Annotated in this window: 20 protein-coding genes and 1 tRNA gene; 17 read left to right on the top strand and 4 right to left on the bottom strand. The window is 70.6% G+C overall.

Annotated features, from left to right (window positions below; all coding sequences use genetic code 11):
* The first annotated feature begins 2 nt into the window (after positions 1-2).
* From mdoH to DPQ23_RS01955, 3 genes are all read left to right on the top strand, one after another.
* A complete protein-coding gene (gene mdoH / locus DPQ23_RS01965; RefSeq protein ID WP_112872974.1) occupies positions 3-2171 on the top strand; it encodes a glucans biosynthesis glucosyltransferase MdoH in 2169 nt (722 codons plus the stop codon).
* Complete coding sequence (opgC, locus tag DPQ23_RS01960) at positions 2168-3328, top strand: OpgC domain-containing protein (RefSeq protein ID WP_112872973.1); 1161 nt, start codon at positions 2168-2170, stop codon at positions 3326-3328. Before mdoH ends, opgC begins: the two co-directional genes overlap by 4 nt.
* A 128-nt stretch (positions 3329-3456) precedes the next feature.
* On the top strand, positions 3457-4068 hold the full coding sequence (locus tag DPQ23_RS01955; protein WP_170310738.1) for a histidine phosphatase family protein: 612 nt from the start codon (positions 3457-3459) through the stop codon (positions 4066-4068).
* 61 nt (positions 4069-4129) lie between these two features.
* Here DPQ23_RS01955 and DPQ23_RS01950 read toward each other — a convergent pair whose 3' ends face one another.
* The 3 genes from DPQ23_RS01950 to DPQ23_RS01940 all read right to left on the bottom strand — a co-directional run bounded on the left by DPQ23_RS01950 (position 4130) and on the right by DPQ23_RS01940 (position 7614).
* Positions 4130-5215, bottom strand: coding sequence for a TRAP transporter substrate-binding protein (locus DPQ23_RS01950; RefSeq protein ID WP_112872971.1), 1086 nt, complete (start codon positions 5213-5215; stop codon positions 4130-4132).
* Positions 5216-5325: 110 nt separating this feature from the next.
* Positions 5326-6243, bottom strand: a complete 918-nt coding sequence (locus tag DPQ23_RS16030) for a DUF533 domain-containing protein (protein ID WP_112872970.1) — start codon at positions 6241-6243, stop codon at positions 5326-5328.
* Between the two features lie 105 nt (positions 6244-6348).
* A complete protein-coding gene (locus tag DPQ23_RS01940; protein WP_112872969.1) occupies positions 6349-7614 on the bottom strand; it encodes a glycerate kinase type-2 family protein in 1266 nt (421 codons plus the stop codon).
* 116 nt (positions 7615-7730) lie between these two features.
* On the opposite strand from DPQ23_RS01940, the gene tuf reads away from it, so the two are divergent.
* From tuf to yghX, 4 genes are all read left to right on the top strand, one after another.
* On the top strand, positions 7731-8906 hold the full coding sequence (gene tuf / locus DPQ23_RS01935) for an elongation factor Tu (protein WP_112872950.1): 1176 nt from the start codon (positions 7731-7733) through the stop codon (positions 8904-8906).
* 151 nt (positions 8907-9057) lie between these two features.
* On the top strand, positions 9058-9447 hold the full coding sequence (locus DPQ23_RS01930) for a hypothetical protein (RefSeq protein ID WP_162630604.1): 390 nt from the start codon (positions 9058-9060) through the stop codon (positions 9445-9447).
* A 180-nt stretch (positions 9448-9627) separates the two neighbouring features.
* Positions 9628-10053: an HIT family protein gene (locus tag DPQ23_RS01925; protein ID WP_112872967.1), complete on the top strand. Its 426-nt coding sequence runs from the start codon at positions 9628-9630 to the stop codon at positions 10051-10053.
* Positions 10054-10230: 177 nt separating this feature from the next.
* Positions 10231-11130 (top strand): YghX family hydrolase, encoded by a 900-nt coding sequence (yghX, locus tag DPQ23_RS01920; protein ID WP_112872966.1) that lies wholly within the window; start codon positions 10231-10233, stop codon positions 11128-11130.
* Positions 11131-11199: 69 nt separating this feature from the next.
* On the opposite strand, the gene DPQ23_RS01915 is transcribed toward yghX, so the two are convergent.
* On the bottom strand, positions 11200-11700 hold the full coding sequence (locus tag DPQ23_RS01915; protein WP_112872965.1) for a YciE/YciF ferroxidase family protein: 501 nt from the start codon (positions 11698-11700) through the stop codon (positions 11200-11202).
* A 140-nt stretch (positions 11701-11840) separates the two neighbouring features.
* Between DPQ23_RS01915 and DPQ23_RS01910 the strand changes: the two genes are divergently transcribed.
* From DPQ23_RS01910 to rplL, 10 genes are all read left to right on the top strand, one after another.
* A complete protein-coding gene (locus DPQ23_RS01910) occupies positions 11841-13706 on the top strand; it encodes an ABC transporter ATP-binding protein (RefSeq protein WP_112873309.1) in 1866 nt (621 codons plus the stop codon).
* A 143-nt stretch (positions 13707-13849) separates the two neighbouring features.
* Complete coding sequence (locus DPQ23_RS01905) at positions 13850-14224, top strand: hypothetical protein (RefSeq protein ID WP_240602298.1); 375 nt, start codon at positions 13850-13852, stop codon at positions 14222-14224.
* Between the two features lie 65 nt (positions 14225-14289).
* A tRNA-Trp gene (locus DPQ23_RS01900) sits at positions 14290-14365 on the top strand.
* A gap of 40 nt (positions 14366-14405) precedes the next feature.
* Positions 14406-15374, top strand: a complete 969-nt coding sequence (locus tag DPQ23_RS01895; protein WP_112872964.1) for a hypothetical protein — start codon at positions 14406-14408, stop codon at positions 15372-15374.
* A 124-nt stretch (positions 15375-15498) separates the two neighbouring features.
* Positions 15499-15690 carry a preprotein translocase subunit SecE gene (gene secE, locus DPQ23_RS01890; protein WP_338067036.1) on the top strand — a complete coding sequence of 64 codons (192 nt, stop codon included), beginning with the start codon at positions 15499-15501 and terminating at the stop codon, positions 15688-15690.
* A 157-nt stretch (positions 15691-15847) separates the two neighbouring features.
* Entirely contained in the window at positions 15848-16387 is a 540-nt protein-coding gene (nusG, locus tag DPQ23_RS01885) for a transcription termination/antitermination protein NusG (RefSeq protein ID WP_112872962.1), read from the top strand.
* Positions 16388-16475: 88 nt separating this feature from the next.
* Positions 16476-16928 (top strand): 50S ribosomal protein L11, encoded by a 453-nt coding sequence (rplK, locus tag DPQ23_RS01880; protein WP_112872961.1) that lies wholly within the window; start codon positions 16476-16478, stop codon positions 16926-16928.
* 3 nt (positions 16929-16931) lie between these two features.
* On the top strand, positions 16932-17633 hold the full coding sequence (gene rplA / locus DPQ23_RS01875; protein ID WP_112872960.1) for a 50S ribosomal protein L1: 702 nt from the start codon (positions 16932-16934) through the stop codon (positions 17631-17633).
* 307 nt (positions 17634-17940) lie between these two features.
* The gene (rplJ, locus tag DPQ23_RS01870; RefSeq protein ID WP_112872959.1) at positions 17941-18456 is read left to right on the top strand and encodes a 50S ribosomal protein L10; all 516 of its coding nucleotides are present in this window, start codon (positions 17941-17943) and stop codon (positions 18454-18456) included.
* A 67-nt stretch (positions 18457-18523) separates the two neighbouring features.
* Positions 18524-18901, top strand: coding sequence for a 50S ribosomal protein L7/L12 (rplL, locus tag DPQ23_RS01865; RefSeq protein ID WP_112872958.1), 378 nt, complete (start codon positions 18524-18526; stop codon positions 18899-18901).
* The last annotated feature ends 64 nt before the right edge of the window (positions 18902-18965 follow it).

Genomic DNA, 18965 nt, shown 5'->3' with positions numbered 1-18965 from the left:
GGATGAACAGCGCGCCCCCGCAGCCGCCGGTGACAGCGGCCGCGCCTGCCACGGCGCCTGCGGCCCTGTCCGCGGCCCCGTCGTGCATGGCCGATGCGGTCCCGCCCCCGCCGGCGCCCCCGCCCGCGGTACCGCCTGAATCGCCGCTGTCGATGCCGGTCCAGGATTTCCGCGCCGACCCGCCGCAGGGTCCCGCGCGCCAGCCCGCCGCGCCTGCGGTACGCGCGGCGCGGCTGATCGCCTTTGGCGGCACCGCGGTCGTCACGGGCTTGGGCTGCTGGCAGATGCTGCTGGTCTTCGGGGACCGCATCCAGCCGCTGCAATACGCCCTGCTGGGGCTGTTCACGCTGACCTTCGCCTGGGTGGGCTTCAGCTTCTGCTCGATGCTGGCGGGGCTCGTGGCGCGTCAGCCGCAGACCCCGGACGATCCGGGCGATGCCCGTGTCGCGGTGGTGATGCCGATCTATCACGAGGATGCGGGCGACTGCATGGGCCTGCTGGCGGCGCTGGCCGACGAGCTTGCGGCGGCGGGCTTGGGCGCGCGGGCCGAGATCTTCGTTCTGTCCGACAGCCGCGACCCCGCGTTCTTCGCCGACGAGACGCTGGCCGTCGCGGCCCTGCGCGCCGCCGCCCCGGTTCCGGTCTGGTATCGCCGCCGCATCGAGAACACGGGCCGCAAGGCGGGCAACATCGCCGAGTTCGTGCGCCGCTGGGGCGGGCGCTATGACCAGATGGTCGTGCTGGACGCCGACAGCGTCGTCTCGGGCCAGGTGATCGCCGCGATGAGCGCGCGGATGGCCGCCGATCCCGCGCTGGCGCTGATCCAGACCATCCCGATGCTGACCGGCGGGCAGACGATCTTTTCGCGCGTGACCCAGTTCGCCGGCCGCTTCTACGGCCCGCCCATCGCGCGCGGGGTCGCCGCCTGGTCGGGCGACAACGGCAATTTCTGGGGCCACAACGCGATGATCCGCGTCGCGGCATTCGCCCAGTGCTGCGGACTGCCGGACCTGCCGGGCGATCCGCCCTGGGGCGGCACCGTCCTGTCGCACGATTTCGTCGAGGCCGCGCTGCTGGCGCGGGCCGGCTGGGCGGTGCGGCTGGACTGGGACCTGCGCGCCAGCTACGAGGGCAGCCCGCCGACGCTGCTGGACATGGCCGTGCGCGAGCGGCGCTGGGCGCAGGGCAACCTGCAGCACCTGCGCCTGATCGGCGCGCGCGGCTTCACCTGGGTCAGCCGGGTCCATTTCGTCATCGGCGTGCTGGGCTTTGTCATGTCGCCGGTCTGGCTGGCGATGATCCTGGTCGGCATGGCGCTGACCGCCAATGTGATCCTGTCGCAGCCGCAGTATTTCCCGTCCACCTTTCAGCTGTTTCCCGACTGGCCGACCTTTGACGCCGCGCGGATGAAATGGCTGTTCGCCGCGGCCATGGCGCTGTTGCTGCTGCCCAAGGTCCTGGCCATCGGCCGGGCCTGGCGCCGGCCGCTGGCCGCGGCCTCGGGCGGGCGGTCGCGGGTGCTGGCCTCGGCCCTGTTCGAGACGGTGATGTCGGCCCTGATCGCGCCTGTCCAGATGCTGATCCAGACCCGCCAGATCCTGGAAATCCTGCAGGGGCGGAACTCGGGCTGGGAAAGCCAGGTCCGCAAGGGCTCTATGCCGCCGTGGCCGCTGGTGCTGCGCCGCCACTGGCTGCACGTCGCCGTGGGGCTGGTCACGCTGGTGATCCTGGCGCTGCTGTCGCCGGGCCAGCTGATCTGGCTGGCGCCGATCCTGGCCGGGCTGATCCTGGCGCCGCTGACCTCGCGCTGGTCGGCGTCGGCGGTGCTGGGGCGCTGGGCGCGGCTGGCGGGCCTGCTGGTGACGCCCGAGGAACGCAGCCCCCCGCCCATCCTGTCCGCGGCCGTGGCCCACGCCCGCCGCCTGCGGCCGCCCGCCGACGCCACCCTGGCCCTGGGGCGCGACGAGGCGGTGCGCGCCGCCCATGTCGCGCTGCTGCCGCCGCTGCCCGACCGGCCCGCGGCGCAGCGCCTGCCCGCCATCGCCGCCGCCGCCAAGATCGACGCCGCAGTGTCGCAGCGCCAGGCGCTGGACTTTCTGGACCGCGCCGAGCGCGCGGCGCTGCTGAGCGAGCCTGCGCTGCTGGACCGCTGGGCCGCCCTGCCGGAATGACGCAGGGCCCTGGACGGATCGCCGCGCTGGACATGCTGCGGGGCTATGCGCTGGTCTGCATCATGCTGGACCACATGCCGATCGGCGTGCTGCGCCGCTTTACGCTGACGAACTATGCCATCTTCGATGCGGCCGAGCTGTTCGTGCTGCTGTCGGGGTTCCTGGTGGGCATGGTCTGGATCAAGGTGCAGGCGCGCCAGGGGCTGGCCGCCGCGCAATGGCGGTTCCTGCGCCGCGCGGGCCAGGTGTGGCTGGCGCTGATCGCGGGCGGCGTCCTGCTGGCGCTGCTGTCGCGCGTCCTGCGCGAGGCGGGGCTGGTCCACACCGCCGTCTGGTTCGAATACGGCAACTGGGTGATCGACAACCCGCTGGGCTATCTGGGAACGCTGGGGCTGCTGTGGATGCAACCGAACCTGCTGGACGTGCTGGCGCTGTATGTCATCCTGCTGGCGCTGGCCCCGGTCACGGTGCCGCTGCTGCTGCGCTGGCCGTGGCGGTTTGCCGCCGGATCGCTGGCGCTGTGGGCCGTCGCGATCCCGCTGAACGCCGCCCTGCCCAACCAGCGGGTCGAGGGCGGGCTGCTGTTCAACCCCTTCGGCTGGCAGCTGCTGTTTCACGCCGGCGTCGCGATGGGGGCGTTCCGCCACCGCTTCATGCCGGTCCTGCGCCGCCATGCCCGCCTGCTGACGGTGCTGGCGGCGGTGGTGATGCTGTATGGGACCCTGCTGGGCTGGACGGCGCGCTGGGGCCATGCCGTGCCGCCCTTGCAGCCGCTGCGCGACGCGCTGTGGGGACTGAGCGGCCCGGTGGACAAGTGGCGGCTGGATGCGGTGCGCGTCGTCGCCATCGTCGCCGCAAGCTGGCTGGTCGCGGTGCCGCTGGCGGGGGTGCTGGGGCGGCTGGCCGCGACGCGGCTGGGCCGGGCGCTGGCGGTCATCGGCCGCGGCGGGCTGGTCAGCTTTGTGGCCTGCGTGCTGCTGTCGGTGGTGGGCGATGCGATGGCGATGACGCCGCCCGGCGCGGGATGGCCGCGTCTGCTGGCCGTGGATCTGTGGGTGATGGCTGCGCTGTGGCTGGTGGCGGACAGCTGGCTGCGCCTCCAGGCGGGGCGCACGCAGGCGGGACGCACGCAGGCGGGACGCACGCAGGCGCGCTAGGGCCGCGCATCCGCGCGCCGCGCCCGTGGCAAGGCCTGGCCCGCTCGGCCGCGACCGCGGCGCGCGGCCCTTGTTCCCGGCGTCGCGGTCCCGCAAGACGCGGCACGCCGACGACCGAAGGACTTTGCTTGGCCCCCTCCGCCGACCCCGCCGCCGATCCGAAGGCTGCGTCCCCGTGCGAGGGGACGACGCTGCTGCTGATCCGGCACGCGCCCGCGGACGACCGCAACCGGCTGACGGGGCGCACCGATGTCACGGCGGTGGTGGATGCGGGGGCTGCCGCGGCCCTGGCGGCGCTGGCCGGGCCGGTGGACCGCATCGTCGCCAGTCCCGCGCTGCGCTGCCGCCTGACTGCGGCGGCGCTGTGGCCGGGGGCGGATGTCGATCAGGACCCGCGCCTGTGGGAACAGGACTTCGGCGCGTGGGAGGGGGCGGCCTATGCCCATCTGCCCGACCTGGGGCCGATCGGCGCGGACGAACTGGCCCGGACGGCGCCACCGGGGGGCGAAAGCTTCGCCGCGCTGTGCGACCGGACCATCCCCGCGCTGCAGGATCTGGCCCGCCGCGGCGGGCGCGTCGCGGTCGTGGCGCACGCGGGCACCGTGCGCGCGGCCCTTGCGTGCGCCACCGGCAGCATGGCCGGGGCGCTTGCCTTCCGCATCGCGCCCCTGTCGCTGACGGTGATCGAGGCGCGCCCTGCGGGCTGGGTCGTGGCCTGCGTGAACCGTCTCGCGCCCTGAGGGGGCGCGCGGGAACACGGCGCCGCCCGCCGGGCCTGATCCTTCGCGCGAACCCGCAGCCCTACATCTGCGCCTTGCCCGAGGTGAAATAGTCGAACGGCAGTTCGGCCACCCGGAACCATTGCTGCTGCTTTTGCCAATAGGGCAGCCACTGGTCGTAGATCGTCCTGAAGGCCGGGTTCGCGGCGGCGAATTCCTCATAGACCTTGCGCGATTCGGCGAATGCCGCCTGCAGCACGTCGTCGGGGAAGGCGTGCAGCTTTGCGCCCGCGCCGATCAGGCGGATCAGCGCGTCGGGGTTGTAGGCGTCGTACTTGGCCAGGCAGTGCGCCATCGTCTCGGCGCAGGCGGCCTCCAGCGCGGCCTGATAATGCCTTGGCAGCGCGGCCCACTTGTCCAGGTTGACGAACAGCCCGACGTTGGCCGTCCCCTCCCACCAGCCGGGGTAATAGTAATGCGGCGCGACCTTGTTCAGCCCCAGCTTTTCGTCGTCATAGGGGCCGCTGAACTCGGCCGCGTCGATGGTGCCCCGTTCCAGCGCCGCGTAAAGGTCGCCGCCGCCGATCTGCTGGGGCACGACCCCCAGCCGCGACAGGATCGTGCCGCCCAGGCCCGCGATCCGCAGCTTCAGCCCCTGCAGGTCGGCCATCGAGTTGATCTCCTTGCGATACCAGCCGCCCATCTGCGCGCCGGTGTTGCCCGACGGGATCGACAGGACATTGGCCGACCGGATGAAGTCGTTCACCAGTTCCCGTCCGCCGCCATAGTACAGCCACGAGACATGCTGGCGCGAGTTCATCCCGAAGGGCAGCGAGGTGTCAAAGGCCCAGGTCGGGTCGGCCCCGATCTTGAAGCTGCCCAGCGAATGGGCGCATTCCACCGTCCCCTCGCCCACCGCGTCGATGGCCTGCAGCCCGGGCACGATCTCGCCGGGGGCGAAGGCCTGGATCTGGAAGCCGCCGTCCGTCATCTCGGCGATGCGTTTCGACAGGTGCGCCGAGATGCCGTAGAGCGTTTCCAGACTTTTCGGATAGCTCGACGTCAAGCGCCAGTTCACCTGCGGCTGGGCTTGCGCCAGGGCCGGCGCGGCCAGCGTGGCGGCGGCCCCGCCCAAGGTTGCGGTGGTCAGGAAAGTGCGGCGCTTCATCGTCCCCTCCGGTGTCGTTCGGCGGGGATGCTAGACCAGCGGTCTGGCGGGGGAAACGGCAAACGGCCGGCCCCGTGGGGGACCGGCCGGCCTTGGCGATCGGGCCGCGATCAGGCGTAGAGGTTCTGCACGCCCACCTTCTCGTGGATGGCGTTGATCTGCTGCTGGTCCAGGCCCATGGCCTCTGCCAGCCCATGCAGGTATTCCGCCTCGGCCCGGCTGTCGAAGTCGATGGCCATCAGGGACATCATGTAGACCTGCGGCTCCATGCCCTTGGGCACCTCGCGCGCCAGGGCCTGGGCATCCACGGGGGCGGCCATCTGTTCGCGGACAAAGGCGCGGTCGGCCTCGTCCAGATCGCCAAGCTGGCCCATCAGCCGCTCTTTCTCGCTTTCGTCGATCTTGCCGTCGGCCTTGGCCGCCTGGATCATCGCGCGCAGCATCAGCCCGGCGATGGCGTTCTGTTCCGGGGTGGGGGCGACCTCGGGCTCGTCGCCGCGGGCCAGCGCGTCGTTGAACAGCTCGCCGAAGGTGGCGTCGTTCTGCGGCTGCGCGCCGCGTTGCGCCGGCCCGTTCATCAGCCCGCCCAGCATCCCGCCCAGCGACCCCGCCGCCGCGCCGCCGGCCAGACCGCCCAGCAGGCCGCCCAAGCCGCCGCCGGCCATTCCGCCGGTGGCCGATCCGGTGCGCGCGGTCCCCGACTGACCAGTCAGCTGATCGAGGATGCCGCCCAGCCCGCCGCTGGCGCCCGTCGATTGCGGGCCGCCATAGCGCCGGCCCGTGCCCGCACCGCCAGCCTGGCCGCCCAGCACCTGCCCCAGCATCCCGCCAAGGCCGCCGCCCATGCCGCCGGACGATCCCGCGGTGCCCCCCGCGCCACCCAGCAGGTCGCCCAGGATGCCGCCGCCGGTCTGGCGCGTGGACGCCGGACGGCCGCCGGATTGCTGCGCCTGGCGCATCATGGTGCCGACGCCCTTGGCCAGCATGACGCCGGCCGCAACGCGGGCGAGGGATTTCATCATCGACATGGGTTTCCTCCGAAGGGCTTTGGGGCGCAGGGGCGCACCCCGCCGTTAACAGAACGCCGCGCCAAGGGGTGTGGTTCCCTGCGCCTGATCGGGCCTGCGGCCGGGTCAGCCCGGCAGGACCAGGATGGCGCGGATATCGTTGACGTTGGTCAGCGTGGGACCGGTGACGACCTGCCCGCCGACCGCGGCAAAGAAGCCATGCGCGTCGTTGCGCGCCAGCGCCGCCACCGGGTCCACCCCCGCCGCCCGCGCGCGCGCCAGCGTGCCGGGGTCGATCACCGCGCCTGCGACCTCGGCCGCGCCGTCGATGCCGTCGGTGTCGCAGGCCAGGGCATGGAGGCCGGGCGCCCCGTCCAGCGCCAAGGCCAGCGCCAGCGCGTATTCGGCGTTCGGTCCCCCCACGCCGTCGCCGCGCCGGGTCACGGTCAGCTCGCCCCCCGACAGCAGCAGCCGCGGCCGGTCGCGGGGCAGGGCCAGCACGCGGGCGGCATGGACGGCGGCGATGTCGCGGGCCTCGCCCTCGACCCGATCGCCGAGGGACTCGACCACGACGCCCGCCGCCTGCGCCAGCCCGGCCGCGGCGGCCAGCGACAGCGCCGGGGCCGCGACGATGCGGTTCTCGACCCGGGCCAGTCGCGGATCGCCGGGCGCCACCACGCCGGTCGGCCGCGACAGCGCGGCGCGCACCGCGTCGGGGGCGGGCACCCGCCAGCGGTCCAGAACGGCCAGCGCCTCGGCCGGGGTCGAGGCGTCGCCCACCGTGGGGCCCGAGCCGATGAACGCCGGGTCGTCGCCCGGCACGTCGGAAATCAGCAGCGCCAGCACCCGGGCGGGCGCGGCGGCCGCCGCCAGCTGCCCGCCCTTGACGCGGCTGATGTGCTTGCGGACGGTGTTCATCCGGTCGATCGGCGCGCCCGAGGCCAGAAGCGCGGCGTTCAGCGCGATCTTGTCGTCCAGCGTCACGCCCGGCGCAGGGGCCACCAGCAGGGCCGACGCGCCGCCCGAGATCAGCACCAGCACCAGATCGTCCGCCGACAGCCCCGCCAGCCGGTCCAGCATCCGCGCCGTGGCCGCGGCGCCGGCCGCGTCGGGCACCGGATGGGCGGCCTCGACGATCTCGATGCGTCGGGTGGGCCGGGCGTGGCCCGTGCGGGTGATGACCAGCCCCTCGCACGGGCCCCAGGCGGATTCGACCGCCTCGGCCATGCGGGCGCTGGCCTTGCCCGCGCCGACCACCAGCACGCGGCCCGGCGGCCTGGGCGGCAGCGCGGCGGGCACGACCCGCATCGGATCGGCGGCCGCCACGGCGGCGGCGAACAGGCCGCGCAGAAAGGCTTCGGGATCACGGTCGGGTCTGTTCACGCGGTCCATCCATTTCCCCGGTTCCCCTGCGCCCTGCCTTGATTTTTCACCCCCGCCCTTATAAGTCGCGGCGATGTTTTGACAGGGCGTCGTCCAGCCGGCCGCCCGACGACCAGGAGGCCATGATGGCAAAGGCAAAATTCGAACGGACGAAACCGCACGTCAACATCGGGACGATTGGTCACGTTGACCACGGCAAGACGACGCTGACGGCGGCGATCACGAAGTACTTTGGCGAGTTCAAGGCCTACGACCAGATCGACGGGGCGCCCGAGGAGCGGGCGCGCGGGATCACGATCTCGACGGCGCATGTGGAATACGAATCGGAGGCGCGCCACTACGCGCATGTGGACTGCCCCGGCCACGCCGACTACGTGAAGAACATGATCACGGGTGCGGCGCAGATGGACGGCGCGATCCTGGTGGTGAACGCGGCCGACGGCCCGATGCCGCAGACGCGCGAGCACATCCTGCTGGGCCGCCAGGTGGGCATTCCCTACATGGTCGTCTACCTCAACAAGGTCGACCAGGTCGACGACGAGGAGCTGCTGGAGCTGGTCGAGATGGAGGTGCGCGAGCTTCTGTCGTCCTACGACTATCCCGGCGACGACATCCCGATCGTCAAGGGCTCGGCGCTGGCGGCGCTGGAAGGCCGCGATCCCGAGATCGGCGAGAACTCGATCCGGGCGCTGATCGCGGCGGTGGACGCCTACATCCCGACGCCCGAGCGGGCGATCGACCAGCCGTTCCTGCTGCCGATCGAGGACGTGTTCTCGATTTCCGGCCGCGGCACGGTGGTGACGGGGCGGATCGAGCGCGGCGCGGTGAACGTGGGCGACGAGCTTGAGATCGTGGGCATTCGCGACACCAAGAAGACGACCTGCACGGGCGTCGAGATGTTCCGCAAGCTGCTGGACCGGGGCGAGGCGGGCGACAACGTGGGCGTGCTGCTGCGCGGCATCGACCGCGACGGGGTCGAGCGCGGGCAGGTGCTGTGCAAGCCCAAGTCGGTCAAGCCGCACACCAAGTTCGAGGCCGAGGCCTATATCCTGACCAAGGAGGAGGGCGGGCGCCACACGCCGTTCTTCGCCAACTACCGGCCGCAGTTCTACTTCCGCACGACGGACGTGACCGGCACCGTCAAGCTGCCCGAGGGCACCGAGATGGTGATGCCGGGCGACAACCTGAAGTTCGAGGTCGAGCTGATCGCGCCGATCGCGATGGAGGAGAAGCTGCGCTTCGCCATCCGCGAGGGCGGCCGCACCGTCGGCGCAGGCGTGGTGTCCAAGATCCTCGAGTGAGGCAAGGGGCGGGGGCGGGGTTTCGGCCCCGCCTGCTGTCTGCATGCACGGTCCAGGCCCTGCGCCATGGGGCAAGGACGGTGGTGACACCGCAAGGAAGGGTCCCTGTCGGGGCCCTTTTGCAATCCGAGGCAAGGCGGCAATGACGGCGATGACGGCAATGCGTGCGGGCCTGATCTATGCGGCGGCGGTCTTTGCCGTCGGCAGCGTCCTGGGCGTGGTCAGGATTCTGGTCCTTGTGCCCGCGATCGGCGCGACCGCTGCCGTGGCTGTCGAGGTGCCGGTGATGCTGGCTGCCGCGTGGCTGATCTGCGGCGCGGTGCTGGGCAGGATCGCCGTTGGCCAAGGCGTCGGGGACCGCCTGCTGATGGGCGCGACCGCGCTTGCGCTGCTCTGGCTGGCCGAAACCGGGGTGGCGGTGGTCCTGGGCATGACGCCGGGCGCGTTCCTGCGCTCGCTTGCGACGGCCGCAGGGGTGCTTGGGCTGGCGGCGCAGCTTGTTTTTGCACTGTTTCCGCTGATCCGGCGGACGCGCGCGTGATCCACCGCACCCGCCGACAGCCGGTGAAGGCGGGACGCGCAGGGCCGGCAGCGGACCGGCCGCGTCCGCGCGATGCGTCGGGGTGGGGCGCGCGCGTGCCGCGACGCAGCGGATTGTGCCCCGCGCAGCGATGACCCAGTCTGCGGTTCGACGCCCGACCTGCGGCGAAAGGATGCTGCCATGACCCACGACTGCCTGTTCTGCCGGATCGCGCGGCACGAACTGCCCGCCCATGTCGTGCATGAGGACGACGAGATCATCGCCTTTCTGGACCTGCATCCGATCCGGCCGGGCCATACACTGGTCATCCCCAAGGCCCACCACGTCTGGTTCGAGGACATTCCCGCGCCGCTCGCCGCCCGGGTCATGGAGCGTTGTCAGGCCCTGTCCCGGCGGATGAAGACGCTTTACGGGGTCGAGCGGGTCGCGATGGTCTTCACCGGCATCCACGTCCCCCACGCCCATGCCCATGTCGTGCCCATGCACGAGGTCCACGACGTGTCCTCGCAGGCCTATCTGGCCGATGGCCCCGGTGGCTATTCCGTCCCGCCGCGCCTGCCCGACGACCGGATGGCCGCGATCGCCCGCGACCTGGCGGGCGGCTGACGATCGGGCAGGGCGCGCGCCCCGCGCCGCCAGATCACGCCGGGGGGCGGGCGGGGCCGGTGATCCTTCGCCCCCGCTGCCGCCCGCGCCGCTGGGTGCCCGCACGGATGACGCCTTCGTGAGGCTGCGCGGCGCGCCCGCGGGTTACGCTGGTCCGCACGTGAACGGAGGAACGCCATGAGCAGTGACGGACGCAAGCGCGCCGCGGATTTCGATCCGCGGATCCTGGAAATCTTCGACGGCTATGTCCACGGCAAGATGAGCAAGCGGGACTTTCTGAAGCAGGCGGGCCAGTATGCCGCGGCCGGCGTGACGGCGACGATGATCCTGGACGCGCTGTCGCCCAACTATGCGCTGGCCGCCCAGGTCGCGCCCGACGACCCCGCCATCCGCACCGAGACCGCCGGCTATGACAGCCCCGAGGGGACCGGCCGGATCGAGGGGCTGATGGCGCGCCCGGCGGACGCCACCGGCACGCTGCCCGCCGTGCTGGTGATCCACGAGAACCGGGGCCTGAACCCCTATATCGCGGATGTGGTGCGGCGCGTCGCCAAGGCCGGCTACCTGGCCTATGGGCCGGACGGGCTGACGTCGCTGGGCGGCTATCCCGGCAACGACGACCAGGGCCGCGAGATGCAGGCCAGCCTGCCGCCCGAGAAGCTGATGGAGGATTTCTTCGCCGCCTACGAGTTCCTGCGCGCCCATCCCGACGGGACGGGCAAGGTGGGCTGCGTCGGCTTTTGCTATGGCGGGGGCGTATGCAACGCGCTGGCGGTGGCCTATCCCGATCTGGCCGTGTCGGTGCCGTTCTATGGCCGCCAGCCCGAGGCCGCCGAGGTGCCGCAGATCCAGGCCCCCTTGCTGCTGCATTACGCCGAGGTGGACGAGCGGGTGAACGCGGGCTGGCCGGCCTTTGAGGCCGCGCTGAAGCAGCACGGCAAGACCTACGAGGCGTATGTGTATCCCGGCACCAACCACGGGTTTCACAACGACACCACGCCCCGCTATGACGCGCAGGCCGCCGAACTGGCGTGGCAGCGCACGCTGGACGCGTTCGCCAGATACCTCAGGCCCTGACGAAAAGGGGCGCGCCCCGGCCTGCGTGACCAACGGCGCGCCCCTGTCTGCCGAACGGCGCAAGGCCTCTCAGACGGCGGCCTTGTTCACGCCGCCCTTGACCGCGATCTTGGTCATGTGCTCGTCGCCCTCGTAGGTCGAGGCGGTGGCCTTATCCAGCACCTTGGCGTCGTCGGACAGGTCCAGCCGCTTGGCCCAGGCCTTCAGCGTGCCATAGCCGGTGATCGCGTAATGCGCGAGGCGCTGGTACTGGGCGATGATCGCGGCGTCCTGCACGTCCTCGTCGGCGAACTGGCCTTGCAGGGCGTGCTTGCGCGCCTCTTCGACCAGCCCCTCCATGCCCCGGCAATGCTCGCCCGCCACGTCCGCGCCGTGGGCGGCCGCCAGCTTTTCCATCGACGCCATGCCCTCGCGCGTGCCCTTGACGCTGGCCTCGAGCGCGCTTTTCAGATCGGCATTCTTCGCGGCGCGGGCCATGTCCTCGGTGACCGGGATCGACTGCTTGCAGGCGCTGTACAGGTCCTTGATCCCGTCCAGATACAGGTCCTTGAGGTTCTTGATCTCTGCCATGGGCTGTCCTTTCGTCGCATGTCACATCAGGTTCGCCCAGCCAACGCGGCACCCCGCGCGCCGTTCCCGGCGAACTTGACATCGCCCCCGGTGCGCGCGAGGCCTGTCGCCTGACCGCGTTGCATGCCCCCGAGGCGCCGATGTTTGGCTGGTTCGAGCACCGCCTGGACCCCTATCCCGACGATCCGCCCCGGATGCCGCCGCGGGGGCTGGCGGCGTTCGTGCTGCATTATGCACAGGGCGCGACGCCGTGGCTGGTGGCGCTGGCGGTCGGGTCCGGGCTGATCGCCGCGTTCGAGGTGATGCTGTTCGGCTATCTGGGCGATCTGGTGAACCGGCTGGCGCAGACCGGGCGGACGGGGTTCTGGGCGGCCGAGGGGCCGCGGCTGGCCCTGATGGCGGCGGTGCTGCTGGTCGTGCTGCCGGTGCTGAACATCGCGACCGCGCTGATCATGCACCAGACGCTGCTGGGCAATTTTCCCCAGCGCATCCGCTGGCAGGCGCACCGCTATCTGCTGCGCCAGTCGATGGGGTATTTCCAGGACGAGTTCGCCGGCCGGATCGCCACCAAGCTGATGCAGACCGCGCTGGCGGTGCGCGAGGTGGCGATGAAGGTCATGGACGTCGCCGTCTATGTGCTGGTCTATTTCATCGGCGCGCTGGTGGTGGCGGGCGGGCAGGACTGGCGGCTGGCGCTGCCCTTCGTGGCCTGGGGGGCGGGCTACGGCGTGCTGCTGTGGGTCATCATCCCGCGCCTTGGCCGTGCGGCCGAGGCGCAGGCGGGTGCGCGGGCAGAGATGACCGGGCGCATCGTGGACGCCTATACCAACATCGCCACGGTCAAGCTGTTCAGCCATTCCGCCCGAGAGGAGGCGTTCGCCCGCGCCTCGATGCAGGCGTTCCTGGCCACCGTCTATCGCCAGATGAGGCTGGCGGCGGCGCAGGACATCACGCTGAACCTGCTGAACGCGGCGCTGGTCGCGGCCACGACCGCCATCGGGCTGTGGCTGTGGTCGCGCGGGTCGGTCGATGTGGGGGCGGTCGCCGTCGCCGTGCCGCTGGCCATGCGGATGAATTCCATGAGCCACTGGATCATGTGGGAGTTCGCGGCGCTCTTCGAGAACATCGGCACGGTGCGCGACGGCATCGGCAGCCTTTCGCTGCCGCGCATGGTGGTGGACCGGCCCGGCGCCGCGCCCCTGGCGGTGACGGCGGGCGCGGTGCGGTTCCAGGACGTGACGTTCCGCTATGACGCGGATGCCGCCGACCGGCCGCTGGCGGTTCTGGACCGGCTGACGCTGGACATCGCGCCCGGCGAGCGCATCGGGCTGGTGGGCCGGTCGGGGGCGGGGAAATCGACGCTGGTCAACCTGCTGCTGCGGTTCCACGACGTGGAATCCGGCCGCATCACCATCGACGGGCAGGACATCGCCGCCGTCACGCAGGACAGCCTGCGGGCGGCCATCGGGGTGGTGACGCAGGATTCGAGCCTGCTGCACCGCTCGGTGCGCGACAACATCGCCTATGGCCGTCCCGAGGCGACCGAGGAGGAGATCGCCGCCGCGGCCGACACCGCCAAGGCGAGTGGCTTCATCCCGGGTCTGGGCGACAGCGACGGGCGGCGGGGGCTGGACGCGCATGTGGGCGAACGCGGCGTCAAGCTGTCGGGCGGCCAGCGCCAGCGCATCGCCATTGCCCGCGTCGCGCTGAAGAATGCCCCGATCCTGGTGCTGGACGAGGCGACGAGCGCGCTGGACAGCGAGGTCGAGGCCGCGATCCAGACGCAGCTGCAACGGCTGATGGCCGGCAAGACCGTCATCGCCATCGCGCACCGGCTGTCCACCATCGCGGCCATGGACCGGCTGGTCGTGCTGGACGCCGGCCGCATCGTCGAGATGGGGACCCACGATGCGCTGCTGGCGCAAGGCGGGCTTTACGCGCGGCTGTGGCGCCACCAGTCGGGCGGGTTCCTGGTGCAAGCGGACGAGGCGGAGGCGGCCGAATAAGGCGGGCGGGTCTGTCGCCGTTCGTCCGTCGCCGAATTGGGTCAAATGCCGTACAGATCGAGACTATTTCCAGCCGGCCCGTTAAGCGCATCGAAACGTCACTCCGCTAGGACCTGGGTCGTTCATCAGCGACGGAGGGTTTCATGAGGTTCAAGCCAGGCAAGGCGGCCATGGTGGCTGCCACGGCATTGTCGACCGCGGCGTGCGCGGGCAAATCGGATCAGATCGCGGCCAGTTTCGTGTCGCCGTCCCTGTATCAGGGACTCAGTTGCCAGCAACTGGCGGTCGAGGCGCAAAGCGTCGCGAACCGCGCGGCCGCGGCCGCCGTCGCCCAGGACAAGAAGGCCAGCAATGACGCTGTCGCCGTGGGCGTCGGCGCAGTCCTGTTCTGGCCCGCCCTGTTCTTCATCAAGGGCGACGGCGCGCAGGCTGCCGAGGTGGCCCGGCTCAAGGGAGAGATGCAGGCGATCGAACAGGCGAACATGCAGAAGAACTGCAACATCCGCTTTGCACGCTGAACGGCTGGTCGCCGCGCATGCCCCTTGCGCGGCGGCTCGTCCTGCCGTAATCGGGACCGCGGCCTAGGGGTATAGCTCAGTTGGTAGAGCATCGGTCTCCAAAACCGAGGGTCGTGGGTTCGAGTCCCCCTGCCCCTGCCAGGCCCGCGTATCCCGACAGCGCACAAGGCGGACGCCATTCATGTCCCTGACGGTCCATGTCGGCGCACACAAGACCGCCACGACGCATCTGCAATCGACCCTGCGGGCGATGATCCCGGCGCTGCTGGCGGCCGGGATGGTCTACAGCGACGTGGCGCACTGGCGCGGCCGGCGCGAACTGGCCGGCGGCCTCAGCCGAATGTCGGCCCGCATGGCGGCCCGGCACGAGGCTGCCACCCCGCCGAGCCCCTTTCGCGCGGGGCAGGGGGCGGGCGCTGGCGGGCGCAGGGGCAATCCGTTTCGCGGCGACCAGCAGGCGATCGCGCATGTGATCGACCGCATGGTGGAAATCTGGCCGCAGGTCCTGCTGTCCGAGGAAAACATCCTGGGCGGCATCCGGTCGGACCGGCTGTTCGGGCCGGGCAGCGTGCTGTATCCCAACGCGCACGCGCGCATCGACGCGCTGGCCCTGATGCTGCGGCGGCGGCCCGTCCGGCTGTGCCTGTCGATCCGCGAGCCGTCGGCTTTCCTGACCTCGGCCTTTGCGATGCAGGTCATGGGCGGGCGGCAGCTTCTGTTCGAGGATTACCTGAACGGCTTTCGCCCCGAGGCGCTGTCGTGGTCGGGGCTGGCCGAGCGGCTGCTGTCGGTGCCGGGCGTGGCCGGACTGACCGTATGGCGCTATGAGGATTATCCGGCGATCCGGCCGGTGATCTTCGAGCGGCTTCTGCCGCCGGGGCTGGCGCAGGCGGCCCCGGACCTGCCGGCCGTGAACGTCTCGATGTCGCAGGATGCCTTCGATGCGGTGCGCCAGCGCGCCATGTACGACACCGATGCCGACCTGACGCGCATGGCCCGCCGCGCCGCGCGCCAGTTCCCCCGCAAGCCCGGAGAGCGCGCGCTGCAGGTGGTGGACCCCGCCACCGCGCGCCTGTGCGCCGCCGCCTATGCCGAGGATTGCGCGCGCCTGTCCGCGATGGCGGGCGTCGATCTGCTGACCCCGCCCTGACCGCGGCCGCGGCGGTCCGTGGGGCAGGCGGCGCCCCGCCGGGCGGGTGCGGCGGCCGGGGGCGTTTCGCTTGCCATCGCAGGGCGCAGCGATTATCTGACGCGCTGCAACGCAAGGGATGACCATGACCAACCCCGCCCAGTTCATCAGCCAGGTCCGTGCCGAAGCCGCCAAGATCGCCTGGCCGGGCCGGCGCGAGGTGACGACCACGACCATCATGGTCTTTGTCATGGCCGCGGTGTTCAGCCTGTTCTTCTTCATCGTGGACCTGCTGATCCGCGGCGGGCTGGCGGCGGTTCTGAACGCGGTCGGCTGACGCTTGCAATCAGGGTGCGGGGGGGCTATGCCCGCCCGACCTGCCCGGCCAGCGGCGTGCATCGATTCGGTATGCGCGCCGTTTGAATTTTGGCCCGCGGCATGGCGCAGGCGGGCCCGTCCGGGTCCGCGCAGGTAATGCAGGGGACGATCAGGCGATGGCAAAGCGTTGGTATTCGGTCAGCGTCCTGTCCAACTTCGAGAAGAAGGTGGCCGAGGCGATCCGTCAGGCCGCCGCCGAAAAGGGCATGGAAGACCTGATCGACGATGTGGTGGTCCCCACCGAGGAAGTGATCGAGATCCGGCGCGGCAAGAAGGTCACGTCCGAGCGGCGCTTCATGCCCGGCTATGTGCTGGTTCACATGGAACTGTCAGACCGCACCCACCACCTGGTGAACTCGATCAACCGCGTCACCGGATTCCTGGGCGCGCACGGCAAGCCCCAGCCGATGCGCGACGACGAGGTGGACGCGATGCTGAACCGGACCGGCAAGGACGGCGGCGAGGTCGCGCCGCGCAACCTGATCCGCTTCGAGGTCGGCGAGAAGGTGAACGTGACCGACGGCCCGTTCGAGGGCTTTTCGGGCCTGGTCGAGGAGGTGGACGACGCGAGCAGCCGCATCAAGGTCACCGTGTCGATCTTTGGCCGGCCCACGCCGGTGGAACTGGAATTCACGCAGGTCGCCAAGGCTTCGTGAGCTAGCCGCGGGAGGCGAGGGCCACGGCCCGGACCGCACCGCTAAGTCGGCCCGCGACGCGCGGGCGTGATGAGAAGGAGAAGGCCAGATGGCCAAGAAAGTCGTCGGCAGCCTCAAGCTGCAGGTCAAGGCGGGGCAGGCGAACCCGTCCCCGCCCATCGGCCCGGCGCTGGGTCAGCGCGGGATCAACATCATGGAATTCTGCAAGGCGTTCAACGCCCGCACGCAGGAGATGGAAGCCGGTTCCCCGGTTCCGACCGTGATCACCTATTACGCCGACAAGTCGTTCACGTTCGAGACCAAGACGCCGCCCGCGGCCTTCCTGCTGAAGAAGGCCGCCGGCCTGAAGCCGGTGGGCAAGCGCAACCGCGCCAAGGGGTCCGACAAGCCGGGCCGCACGACCGCGGGAACGGTGACCGTCGCCCAGGTGCGCGAGATCGCCGAAGCGAAGATGAAGGACCTGTCGGCCAACGACGTCGAGGCCGCGATGCAGATCGTGCTCGGGTCGGCCCGGTCGATCGGTATCGAGGTGAAAGGCTGATCCATGGCAAAGATCGCAAAACGCAAGGCCGCCGCCCGCGCCGCCTTTGAGGGCAAGTCGAACCTGCCGCTGGAGGAGGCGCTGACGCTGGTCAAGGCCAACGCCACCGCCAAGTTCGACGAGACCGTCGAGATCGCGATGAACCTGGGCGTCGATCCGCGCCACGCCGACCAGATGGTCCGCGGCGTCGTGACGCTGCCCAACGGTACCGGCAAGGACGTCCGCGTCGCCGTGTTCGCCCGCGGCCCCAAGGCCGACGAGGCGAAGGCCGCCGGCGCCGACATCGTGGGCGCCGAGGACCTGATGGAGGCCATTCAGGGCGGCAAGATCGACTTTGATCGCTGCATCGCCACGCCCGACATGATGCCGCTGGTCGGCCGCCTGGGCAAGATCCTGGGCCCGCGCAACCTGATGCCGAACCCCAAGGTCGGCACGGTGACCATGGACGTGGCCGGCGCCGTCGGCAACGCCAAGGGCGGCGAGGTCCAGTTCAAGGCCGAAAAGGCGGGCGTGGTCCACGCCGGCGTCGGCAAGGCCTCGTTCGACACCGACAAGCTGGCCCAGAACATCCGCGCCTTCGTGGACGCGGTGAACCGGGCCAAGCCCTCGGGCGCCAAGGGCACCTATCTGAAAAAGGTCTCGATCAGCTCGACCATGGGTCCGGGCGTGTCGCTGGACCTGGCCTCTGCGACCGCGCAGGGCTGACGACCGTCGGGCGGCCTCTCGCGGCCGCCCCTCGCCCGGCCCTGGGGCGCGGGACAGAAAGCCCTTGGGTTTCCCGTCGTGCTGTCGTAACAGGCCGGTTCCATCCCGGAACGCGATTCGGGATGTCTGTCCGAGACGGAGGGCCGGCGCGTGAACGCCGCTAAGTCCTTCCCGAGATGGAAGTCGAGTTTTTCCGTGAGGTTCCACCTTTCGGGCGATCTCGGGTCCATCGCCCAAGGACCCGACCGGCCGCCACCCGGCGACCGGCCAAGAGAGCCGGGGGGAAACCCCCAACGTGGAGTGAACCGTGGATAGAGCCCAAAAAGAACAGGTGGTCGAGGAACTCGGCCAGATCTTTGAAAGCTCTGGCGTCGTGGTGGTTGCCCGCTACGAGGGGATGACGGTTGCCCAGATGCAGGCCCTGCGCGCGCAGATGCGCGAAGCGGGGGCTGCGGTCCGCGTTGCCAAGAACAGGCTCGCCAAGATCGCCCTGGAGGGTAAGCCGTCGGCCTCGATCGCCGATTACCTGACGGGGATGACCGTTCTCGCCTTTTCCGACGACCCCGTGGCTGCGGCCAAGGTTGCGGACGCATACGCCAAGACGAACGACAGGTTCGTCATCCTGGGCGGTGCGATGGGCGATTCGGCCCTTGATCCTGCCGGTGTGAAAGCCGTGGCCCAGATGCCGTCGCGCGAGGAGCTTATCGCCTCGATCGTCGCCTGCATCGGCGCCCCGGCCAGCAGCATCGCAGGCGCGATCGGCGCACCTGCCAGCAACATCGCGGGCATCCTCACGACTCTGGAAGAGCGCGAGGCCGCCTGAGGCAATCCCGTCCCGTCGAGCGGTCCCGTGCCGCGACGTTGGAACAACATCTGGAAAGAACGGAAAAATGGCTGATCTGAAGCAACTCGCCGAACAAATCGTTGGTCTGACCCTGCTGCAAGCGCAGGAACTGAAGACCATCCTGAAGGACGACTACGGCATCGAGCCGGCCGCCGGTGGCGCCGTCATGATGGCCGGTCCCGCCGCGGGCGCCGCGGCCCCGGCCGAAGAGGAAAAGACCGAGTTCGACGTCGTCCTGACCGAAGCCGGCGCCAACAAGATCAACGTGATCAAGGAAGTGCGCGCGATCACCGGCCTGGGCCTGAAAGAGGCCAAGGACCTGGTCGAGGCCGGCGGCAAGGTCAAGGAAGGCGCCAACAAGACCGACGCCGAAGAGATGAAGAAAAAGCTGGAAGCGGCCGGCGCAAAGGTCGAACTGAAGTAATCCCCCTGCGGGATTGCACGAGATGCAGGCAGGGTTCGGGTTTCCCGGTCCCTGCCGAACCCGT

It is taken from the genome of Paracoccus endophyticus, assembly GCF_003286075.1.
In the GTDB taxonomy this organism is placed as follows: domain Bacteria; phylum Pseudomonadota; class Alphaproteobacteria; order Rhodobacterales; family Rhodobacteraceae; genus Paracoccus; species Paracoccus endophyticus.
This window is presented reverse-complemented; position numbering and strand designations above follow the sequence as displayed.